Below are 10,128 nucleotides of genomic sequence, written 5' to 3'. Positions count from 1 at the left end.
TAATTGTTTCATTTTTTTCTTCATTTATATTTTTTTTCTCTATATTCTCAAAATCTTCTTTTTTATATCTTTTTCCTAACATTTGCATAACTCCATTGTTTCCTACAATTATTTCTGTAGTAGTTCTTTCATTCCCGTTTTGATCTTTCCATCTTCTATTTTTTAAACTTCCTTCTACATAAATTTGACTACCTTTTTTTAGAAAATTTTTAGCAATTTCCGCTATTTTTCCAAAAAGTACTATTTTATGCCACTCAGTTTTTTCTTTTCTTTCCCCAGTATTTTTATCTTTCCATATTTCGGAAGTAGCTAGAGAACAATTTGCAATAGTACTTCCATTTTGTGTATATCGTACTTCCGGATCTTGACCTAAATATCCTATTAGAATTACTTTATTAATTCCTTTACTCACTATATTTCCCTAATAATTATAGATTATTTATACATATAACCTAAATTAGAATAATTATCAAATCTAGAATATTTTCCATTAAATATCAAATTTATTTTTCCAATTGGTCCATTTCTGTGTTTACTAAGTATAATTTCTGCTATTCCTTTTTTCTTACTATTTTCATTATAAACTTCATCTCTGTATAAAAATATTACTATATCCGCATCTTGTTCAATAGAACCAGATTCCCTTAAATCGGAATTTATTGGTCTTTTATCAGATCTTTGTTCTAAACTTCTATTTAATTGTGATAAAGCAATAATTGGAAGATTCAGTTCTTTAGCCAAAGATTTAAGTGATCTAGATATTTCTGCAATTTCTAAAGCTCTATTTTCAAATTTTGCATTTGATCGCATTAATTGAAGATAGTCTATCATAATTAAACTCAATCCATTAGATTCTCTAAATATTTTTCTTGCTTTAGATCTAATTTCTGTTAAAGTGAGGAAAGAAGAATCATCTATATATATGTTATTTTTTTCTAGTAAAATAGATACAGTGCTATTTAATCTATCCCAATCTGAATGACTTAAATTTCCTGTCCTAATTTTTGTTTGTTCTACCCTTGATAAAGAAGACAAAATTTTAAAAATTATTTGTTCAAGTTGCATTTCTAAACTAAATATTAAAACTGGTTTTTTAGAATTTATTGCTACATTTTCACAAATATTGATTGCAAAAGTTGTTTTCCCCATAGATGGTCTTGCTGCAATAATGATTAAATCTGAATTTTGTAATCCTAATATTTTTCTGTCTAAGTCTATATATCCGCTTGGTAATCCTAAAATATCTTCTTTTTTATTTTTTAAAAATTTTATTTTCTTTATTGTATTTTTCAAAGTTTCTGTAATTTTTTTTGGACCTTGAAGCATTTTATATCTATTTTTTGATATTTGAAAAATTTTTTCTTCCGCAATATCCATAAGTTCATGGCTTGTTTTTCCAGAAGGATAGTAACCTATTTCTGCTATTTTAGAAGCTGCATTGATTATTTCTCTAATTATAGCTTTTTCTCTAATGATATCTGCGTATGCAGATATATTTGAAACATTTGGAGTATTTTTTGAAAGTTCTGCTAAATAAGCAAATCCACCTGCTGTTTCTAAAAGATTTTTTTTTTCCAAAGCATCTGACAAAGTAATTAAGTCAATTGGTTTTTTTTGTTCCACTAAATTTTGCATTTCTCTTACGATAATTTGATGTGCATAATTGAAAAAATCTTTTTCTACAATTTTATTAGAAATTTCGTGCCATTTTTCATTATCGAGCATTAATCCTCCTAAAAAAGATTGTTCTGCCTCTAAAGAATAAGGAAGAATTTTTATTTTGCTCTCCAATTGATTTTTAGAAAATTTCATCTTTAAATTTTTAGGTAATAAATACTTTTTACATTTTACTACAGAATTTTATTTTTATTTAAAAATAATAGATTTAGTATATAATTAATTTCATAGAATTTTGAATTCTACAAAATTTTTTTTATAAAGATAGATTTTAAATTTATAATATTCTTACTAAAAATGGAAAAAGTACTTTTTAAAAAAATAAAATACTTTAACTCTGAAAAGAGTAAAAAAATAGAAAAAAAATATATTATCTATGTTTTTTCTCAATATTCTTTTTTTGATCTTATACTATTAAGAATAATTTGTAAAAAAAAAAAATTTCCTAATCCTTTTGAAAAAATTAAAATTAATAAATTTTTTTACACAAGATACCTTAGTTTGAAGGAAGAGAAAAAAAAATTTTCAAAAAATGCATTTTATAATTTTTTTAATAATTTTTTTACAAAAAAAAATATAAAAGTTATTAAAAATACTATTTTTTTGCCAGTCTATATAGAAAAAGAAGAAAAAAATATTCTAAATTCAAAAATAAAAAATATTTTTCTTTTTATAAAAAAAATATTCTTTTTTTTTATTTTACAAAAAAAAAATATTGTACAATTTGGAAATTTTTTTTTGGTAAAAAAATTTTTTTATAAAAACAAAAAAGATAAAAAAAATATTTTTAAAAAAATTAAAAAATCTTTTAAAACTCATTTTTTTAGACAAAAAATTTTTTTTAGCAAAAAAAATTTCTTACAAAAAAATTTATTTATAAAAAAAATTTTAAATATTTATTTTTTACAAATTTCACAAAATAAAAAAAAACAAGAAATAAAAAAATACTATTATAAAAAAAAAAGTAATATAGAAAATATTATTAAAGAAATTTCCGCTAATTTTTCTTTTTTTGCAATCAAAATATGCAATTTTTTCATTACTCCTATTTTAAAAAATTTGTTTAGTAAATTAAAAATAAAAAATATAGAATCAATTCAAAATTGTGCAAAAAAAAATGAAAATATAATATATCTTCCTTGCCATAGAAGTCATATAGATTATTTTTTATTATCGTATGTATTGTATCAAAATGGGTTGACTCCACCATATATAGCAGCCGGTTCAAATTTAAATTTTTTTCCAATTAGTTACTTTCTTAGAAAACTAGGAGCTTTTTATATTAGAAGAACTTTTCAAGGAAATAAACTATATTCTTTAGTTTTAAGAGAATATTTTCATGAATTATTTAAAACAAAACATCCTGTTGAATATTTTATTGAAGGAGGAAGATCTAGAACAGGAAAATTGCTGTATCCTAAAATAGGAATACTTATTATGACAATACAATCCATAATGAAAAAAAAAAGAACTATATATTTAGTTCCTGTACATTTTGGATACGAAAAAATTTTAGAAATTAAAAGTTATCTTCAAGAAAGTTTAGGACAAAGAAAGAAAAAAGAAAATGTACTTCAAATATTTTTAGGATTGTTTCTTTTAAAAAAACTAGGTATTGCATGTATAAATTTTGGAAATCCTATTAATTTGTTAAAAGAAATTAAGTATAAAGATAGAAACTTTTTTAAAAACTATTCTTTTAAAAAGAAAAAAGATCATAAATTATTTAAAATAGCTCAAAAAATTTCTATAGAAATTATGAAAAAAATTAATTCCTGTTTTGTAATAAATCCAATTAATTTAGGATCAAGTATTCTATTTAGTTCTAAAAAATATTCTATGGAAAAAAAAAATTTTTTGTTTTTAATCACATTTTATATAAGCTATTTAAAGAATTTACCTTACTCTTCTAATTTCATAATTTTTGAAAAAAATCCAAAAAAAATTTTTTTGTATGCTGTATCCAGTAAAAATTTCACTTACTTTCGTAAAAAAGAAAAAAAATTGATTTTTTTTTCTAAAAAACAAGCTTTAGAAAATAGATACTATAAAAATAATATACAACATGTATTTATATTACAAACTTTAGTATCCAAAATTATACTCTCTAATGAAAAGAATAATTTTTTAGAAATTTTTAATAAGGTTTATTGTTTGTATTCTATATTAGAACTAGACTTTTTTTTATTTTTTAAAAGAAAAATGCTGTTTTCTTTTGTAAAAAAAAACATAAAAATTCTTCAAAAAAAAAAATTAATTTTTACTAAAAAACTACAAATTCGTAAAAATAAGAAAAATATGAATATATTAGAGTATTTATCAAAAAATGGATCAGAATCTTTTTGTCAATATCTCATAATTGTTTTTTTAATTTTTTCGAATCCAAAAATTAGTTATACTTGTCTAAAGAAACAATCAAAAAAAATTGCAAAAAGTATTTCTTCAGAATACGAAATGAGTAGTAAATTTTTTGATAAACATTTTTTTTTCGTAGTTAAAAAAATTTTTTTTGAAAAAGAACAAAAAACTTCTATTAAAAAATACTATAAAAAAGTTAAAAAAATTTATAGAATTCTTAGAAAAATTGTAGATAATGAAGTACTTCAAAAAATAGAAAAATAGAATTAAAAAAATTTCTGCAAAAAACTTAAAACCATAAAAATTCCAGAAAAGTTATTATTTAAAAAAGCTTTATAATAGTATTTATCTTTTTTCTTTCTAATATATATATTTTGCACTAAAAAAGTACAAAAAATCAAAAAATTAAAAAAATAAAATAAAAAATTAAAATTTTTATATATACCTATACAGATTAAAAAAAATATTTTTAAAAATTGTAGTATAGAAATAAAAAATACTATATGATCTTTAAATAAAATTGCAGTTGATTTAATTCCTATCTTAATATCGTATTTCATATCTACCATTGCATACTGAGTATCATAAGATACAATCCAAAAAAAATTTGCTAGATACAGTAGAATAAATTCTAAAGAAAAAATCTTTTTCGTTTCTAAAAAAACTATTACGATTGACCAATTAAAAGTAATTGCTAAAAATAATTGTACGAAATTAGTATATTTTTTCAATTTTGGATATACAATCATACAAAAAAAGGAAAAAATAGAACTAATTATAGAAAAAATACTTAGATTTAAAGATATTAGAAAACATGCGGTAGAAAGAAAAATGAATAATAAAAAAACTTTTTTTTTTTAACTTTTTTAGTAACAAATGGTCTTTTTTTTGTTCTTTGCACAAATCCATCCAATTTTCTATCTACAAAATCATTTATTATGCATCCTAATGAACGAGAAAAAAAAGCACCTAATATTAATAGTACTAGAAGATTTAAAGAAATACTATTTGAAGCTAGAAAGAAAGCAGATAATGTGCTATGTAAAAGTAGAAATAATCCATTTGGATTATTAATTCTCATTAAAAAAAGATAATTTTTCATTTTTAAATAAAATCTCTACAGAATTTTATTAGTCCATTTGTAGAACTATCATATTCATCACCAGAGGTTTTCTTTTTAAAATTAATTAACATTTTTTCAGCTATTTTTTTACCTAATTCTACCCCCCATTGATCAAAACTACATATATTCAGTATTACTCCTTGTACAAAAATTTTATGCTCGTATATAGCTATTAGAGATCCTAAATTATACGGATTAATTTCTTTTAATAGAATAGAATTACTAGGATTATTTCCTCGTACTTTTTTATAAACGTATTCTTCTTTTTTATATTCTTCTCCAAAAGCTAAAACTTTTGTTTGTGCTAAAAAATTAGCAAGTAACATATTATGATGCAATTTTATTGAATTCTTCTCTTTTATAGAAATAATAAAATCACAGGGAATTCTTCTAGTACCTTGGTGCATTAATTGAAAAAATGAATGCTGACAATTCGTTCCTATTCCACCCCAAATAATATTTCCTGTTTGATAATCTACAATTTTTCCATTTCTATCTATAAATTTTCCATTAGATTCCATACAAACCTGTTGTATAAATTGAATAAAATATTCCATGTTGTAGTCATAAAATAGAATTGCTTCTGTTTCAAAAGAAAAAAAATTATTGTACCAAATCCCTATTAGGGCTAACAAAACAGGTATATTATTGCAATAATCTGTACTATAAAAATGTTCGTCTATATGATTTGCTCCAAGTAAGAAAGATTCAAAATTTTCAAATCCTATTGATAAAGCTACAGATAATCCTATAGAAGACCAAACTGAGTATCTTCCTCCTACCCAATTCCAAATTTTAAAAAAATTTTTCTTTTCTATACCAAAAGATTTTACAGATTCAAAATTATTTGATATAGCAAAAAAATGCATTTTCATATTTTCTTTTTTCTTAGCATGATTTAAAAACCAACTCTTTATCGTTTCAGCATTGACTATAGTTTCTTTAGTAGAAAAAGTCTTTGAAGAAATTAAAAATATAGTACTTTCTGGATTTATTTTTTTTACTACTTCCAAAACATTTTTTCCATCTATATTCGATACAAAATGAATATTAAGATGATTTTTGTAATTTTTTAAAGCATCAATTACCATTTTTGGACCCATTTCAGATCCTCCAATTCCTATATTTACTACATCTGTAATTCTTTTTCCTGTATATCCTTTTCGATTTCCGCAAATTATATCTTTACAAAATAATTTTATTTTTTCTAAAGATTTTTGAACTTTTTTACTAATTTTTTTATTATTGAAAAGACTATTTTTTAATTCTCTTTTTCTTAAAGATACATGTAAAACAGATTTTTTTTCTGTTAAATTTATTTTTTCTCCTTTGAACATGGAAAGAATTGCTTCTTTTAAATAGCATTCTTTTGCTAACTGAATAAGTAATTCAATAGTCTTTTTTGTTATTATGTTTTTCGAAAAATCAACAAGTATCGTATTATTAAAAACTTTAGAAAAGTTTTTAAATCTATTTAGGTCTTTTTTAAACAGTTCAATAATTTTTGTATTTTTTATACTTTCATAATGTGCTTCTAATTTTTTCCATGCATTTGTTGTTTTTGGATTTATATTTTTCATATTATTTGTTTGATTGAATTTATTTAAAAAACTTTACAAAATCTATCTTCAAAATTAAATTATAAAGTTAAATCAAAGTAAAATAAATAGATAATTTCATTAAAATTAGGAAATGAATATGAAGAAAAAAAATATGGAAATTGCAAAATTTGGAGGAAAAAGTATCTCAAATATAAAATTGATTGATACAGCTATTAAAATAGTAGTAAAAAATAATATTAAAGTTATTGTATTATCTGCTTTTAGTAATACTACTGAACTTTTAATTTCTTTAGCGAAAGAAAAAAACAAAAAAAATTTTTATAATTTTTTTACAAAAATTGAAAATATTCAATATAGAATAATAAAGTTTTTAAAGAATAAAAGAAAAATAGAAAAAAAAGTTTCGAAAATAATTAGAAAAATTAAAAAATTGGCAAAATACCTAGTTTTCAAATTCGAAAAATCTAAATATCAACAATTACTTTCATACGGAGAAATAATTTCTACTTTAGTATTTGCAGAAAGATTAAGACAAAAAAAAAAAAAAATTAAATGGTTTGATATAAGAAATGTACTCTATACAAAAATGGAATTTTATGAAAATATTCCTATTGATAAAATTATTAAAAAGAAAATAAAAAAAATTTCAGAAATATTAAAAAAAGGATACACTATTGTTACACAAGGATTTATTGCCAAAGATATTAATACAAAATGCACTACTTTATTAGGAAGAGGAAGTAGTGATTATACTGCTGCATTATTAGGGAAATTCCTGCAATTTAAAAAAATTAGTATTTGGAAAGATGTAGTAGGAGTACATAAAATAGATCCTAAAATAGCTAAAAATAAAAATATTATAAGAAAAATTAATTACAGATTTATAAAAGATATGTCATTTTTTGGAGCAAATATAGTACATGAAAAAGCAGTTGGAACAATTATGAAAAACAGAATAATTTTGTATATTAACTCTATTACGCATCCAAAAAAAATAGGAACTATTGTGTGCAATAATGCAAAATTTTCTAATGCAATAGCTATAAGAACAGAACAAATTTTATTAAAAATATTTATAAAAAATATACTACAAATAAGATACGTACTAAATTCTGTAGTAAATATTCTTTTTAAAAATTTTATTTTTTTTGATTTTTTAGTGTTCTCTAAGAAAATTTTATATATTGTAATAGATTCTAAAAAAAAACAAATTTTTATAGATGATTTAGACTTAGAAAAAATTTTTAAAAAAATGAAAATTTATAACATAGAAATTATAAAAAATCTATTTTTGATAACTATAATAGGTAAAAATACAAAAAAAATAAAAGATTTATTTTTTTATAAAATTATTAAAAAATTTAAAATAGAAACACTATTTTTCGGAAGAAGCAAAAAAAATTTTTGCATACTATCCAATAGAAAAGAATCTGATTTTTTAGTTAAACAAATATGCAAAGTCTTTATATTTTGAATTTTCTGCAGTATACTTATAACAATTTAAAAGATTCTTACTAAGAATTTTAGCTTTTTTATTTTTTAAAATTGTGAATCTTTTTATAAAATTAGTATATTTTTAAATACCTATTTAAAATGCATCTAATTATAAAAATACGGATCAAAACCATATTTTTGAAATTCTAAAATTGTCTCTCTTACTTCTTTAATTATTTTGATTAGAAGAGCATCTCTATCAACAGACATACCAAATTTTTGAAGATAAGACCATTCTTGATTTATACTTTTTGCAATAAATTTAGGTATTTTTTGTATATTTATTCCAATTCCAATAATTACATGAAAAATTTTTCTTCTATTGTAGATTTCTACTAATATACCTGCTACTTTTTCATTTTTAAAAAATAGATCATTTGGCCATTTTACGCTAATATCTTTAAATCCTATACTTTTTAAGATTTTTGCAATCTTAATACTAATAGCTGTATCTAAACCATAAATTTGTTTTTTATTTCTATCTAATTTCCAATATATAGAAAAATTTAAATTTTTTCCAATAGGAGAAACCCATCTTTTTCCCATTTTTCCTCTTCCATTTGTTTGATATTCTGCTATACAAACATCTCCATTCTTATATTTTTCTATGTTATCAATAATGTATTGGTTTGTAGAATTGGTAATAGTTAGGATAGTAATTTTTCCATCTAATTCAGAAAGTATTTTTTCTCTATTTAAAAAATTTGCATAATAAGATAAAAAATATTCTTTTTTATTAATTTGAAAAACTTTTATACCAATTTCCTGAAAAATTTTTATATAAAAATAATAAAAATTACTTTTTTTTACTTTAAAAAATTCGTAGAATTCTTTAACAGAAAAAAATTTTTTTTTATATAAAAAAAGGAATATTTCTAAAAATAAAGATTTTTTCAATTCCATTTTATTCTTCCAAATTTAGAAATTAGATGTACTTCTGGAAGCAAGAAAACACCGAATTTGTTTTTTACTTTTTTTTGTACAATTCTAGAAAGTTTTAAAATAGATCTTCCAGTTGCTTTTCCAGTATTTAGTAGTATCAAAGCTTGTTTATCCCAAATTTTTGCTCCTAAATATTTGTATCCTTTTAATCCACATTTTTCTATCATCCATCCAGCAAAAAATTTATATTTTTTTTTATAAAAAGAAAATTTATAAGGAATATCTGGATATTTTTGGATAATATTTTTTGATTTTTCAAAAGAAACAATAGGATTTTTAAAAAAACTTCCAGCATTTCCAAAAATATTTATGTTTGGAAATTTCTTTTTTCTGATTTTACAAATTTCTTTATAAATTTTTTTTGGAGTAATATTCTGGTTCTTTAAGTAAAGAATACTTTTGTGATTAATTCTCGGATTCCATTTTTTTTTTATGATCAAACCAACAGCTATTACGACATATTCAGAAAAAAAATTGCTAAATATGCTACTTCTATATTCAAATTTACAATTTTCTCTATAGATTCTTTCTACTCTTTCCTTCTTTAAATTAAATACATCTACGTATTCACAAAAATCTTTGAATTCCACTCCATAGGCTCCTATATTTTGTATTGGTGCTCCTCCTACTCTTCCTGGTATTAAAGCTAAATTCTCCAGTCCAGGAATATTTTGATCAATACATTTTCTTACTAAATTTTTCCATATTTCTCCAGATCTTACATATATTTTCCATAAGTATTTTTTTTCAAAAACTTTGTATCCATAGATTCTATTAACTAGTATTGTTCCATAGTAATTTTTTAAAAAAAGTACGTTACTTCCATCTCCTAGAAATAGGATAGGCTGATTTTTTGATTTTTCTATCTTCCAATAATTGTACATTTGTTTTACAGAATAGAAAAAAAGTATTTTTTTAGAAAAAGCATTTAATGCAAATGTATTGTTGTTTTTTAAAGAAAACATATTTATA

At 21.1% G+C, this 10,128-nt stretch carries 7 protein-coding genes and 1 pseudogene; 2 read left to right on the top strand and 6 right to left on the bottom strand.

The annotated features are described in order from the left end of the window. Positions 1-415 (bottom strand): single-stranded DNA-binding protein (ssb, locus tag AOQ89_RS02250; protein WP_143715384.1); only part of this gene is annotated, 415 nt, incomplete at its 3' end. 20 nt (positions 416-435) lie between these two features. Next, entirely contained in the window at positions 436-1,812 is a 1,377-nt protein-coding gene (gene dnaB / locus AOQ89_RS02245) for a replicative DNA helicase (RefSeq protein WP_080873043.1), read from the bottom strand. A gap of 162 nt (positions 1,813-1,974) precedes the next feature. Between dnaB and AOQ89_RS02240 the strand changes: the two genes are divergently transcribed. Then, on the top strand, positions 1,975-4,299 hold the full coding sequence (locus AOQ89_RS02240) for a 1-acyl-sn-glycerol-3-phosphate acyltransferase (RefSeq protein WP_080873038.1): 2,325 nt from the start codon (positions 1,975-1,977) through the stop codon (positions 4,297-4,299). Between the two features lie 2 nt (positions 4,300-4,301). Here AOQ89_RS02240 and AOQ89_RS02235 read toward each other — a convergent pair. Together AOQ89_RS02235 and pgi are read right to left on the bottom strand one after the other, a co-directional pair. After that, positions 4,302-5,116: pseudogene (locus AOQ89_RS02235) on the bottom strand (4-hydroxybenzoate octaprenyltransferase). 23 nt (positions 5,117-5,139) lie between these two features. After that, positions 5,140-6,738 carry a glucose-6-phosphate isomerase gene (gene pgi / locus AOQ89_RS02225; protein ID WP_080873029.1) on the bottom strand — a complete coding sequence of 533 codons (1,599 nt, stop codon included), beginning with the start codon at positions 6,736-6,738 and terminating at the stop codon, positions 5,140-5,142. Between the two features lie 118 nt (positions 6,739-6,856). Between pgi and AOQ89_RS02220 the strand changes: the two genes are divergently transcribed. Next, a complete protein-coding gene (locus AOQ89_RS02220) occupies positions 6,857-8,194 on the top strand; it encodes an aspartate kinase (protein ID WP_195909767.1) in 1,338 nt (445 codons plus the stop codon). Between the two features lie 125 nt (positions 8,195-8,319). On the opposite strand, the gene AOQ89_RS02215 is transcribed toward AOQ89_RS02220, so the two are convergent. Together AOQ89_RS02215 and murB are read right to left on the bottom strand one after the other, a co-directional pair. Continuing rightward, a complete protein-coding gene (locus AOQ89_RS02215) occupies positions 8,320-9,117 on the bottom strand; it encodes a biotin--[acetyl-CoA-carboxylase] ligase (RefSeq protein ID WP_080873027.1) in 798 nt (265 codons plus the stop codon). After that, a complete protein-coding gene (murB, locus tag AOQ89_RS02210) occupies positions 9,108-10,121 on the bottom strand; it encodes a UDP-N-acetylmuramate dehydrogenase (protein WP_080873025.1) in 1,014 nt (337 codons plus the stop codon). The genes AOQ89_RS02215 and murB overlap by 10 nt, the downstream gene beginning before the upstream one ends. Positions 10,122-10,128: the final 7 nt, after the last annotated feature.

This window comes from bacterium endosymbiont of Pedicinus badii (assembly GCF_002075085.1).
Lineage (GTDB): Bacteria > Pseudomonadota > Gammaproteobacteria > Enterobacterales > Enterobacteriaceae > PRUG.
Note: the sequence above shows the minus strand (reverse complement) of the source record. Positions and strands in the feature narration are given on the sequence as shown.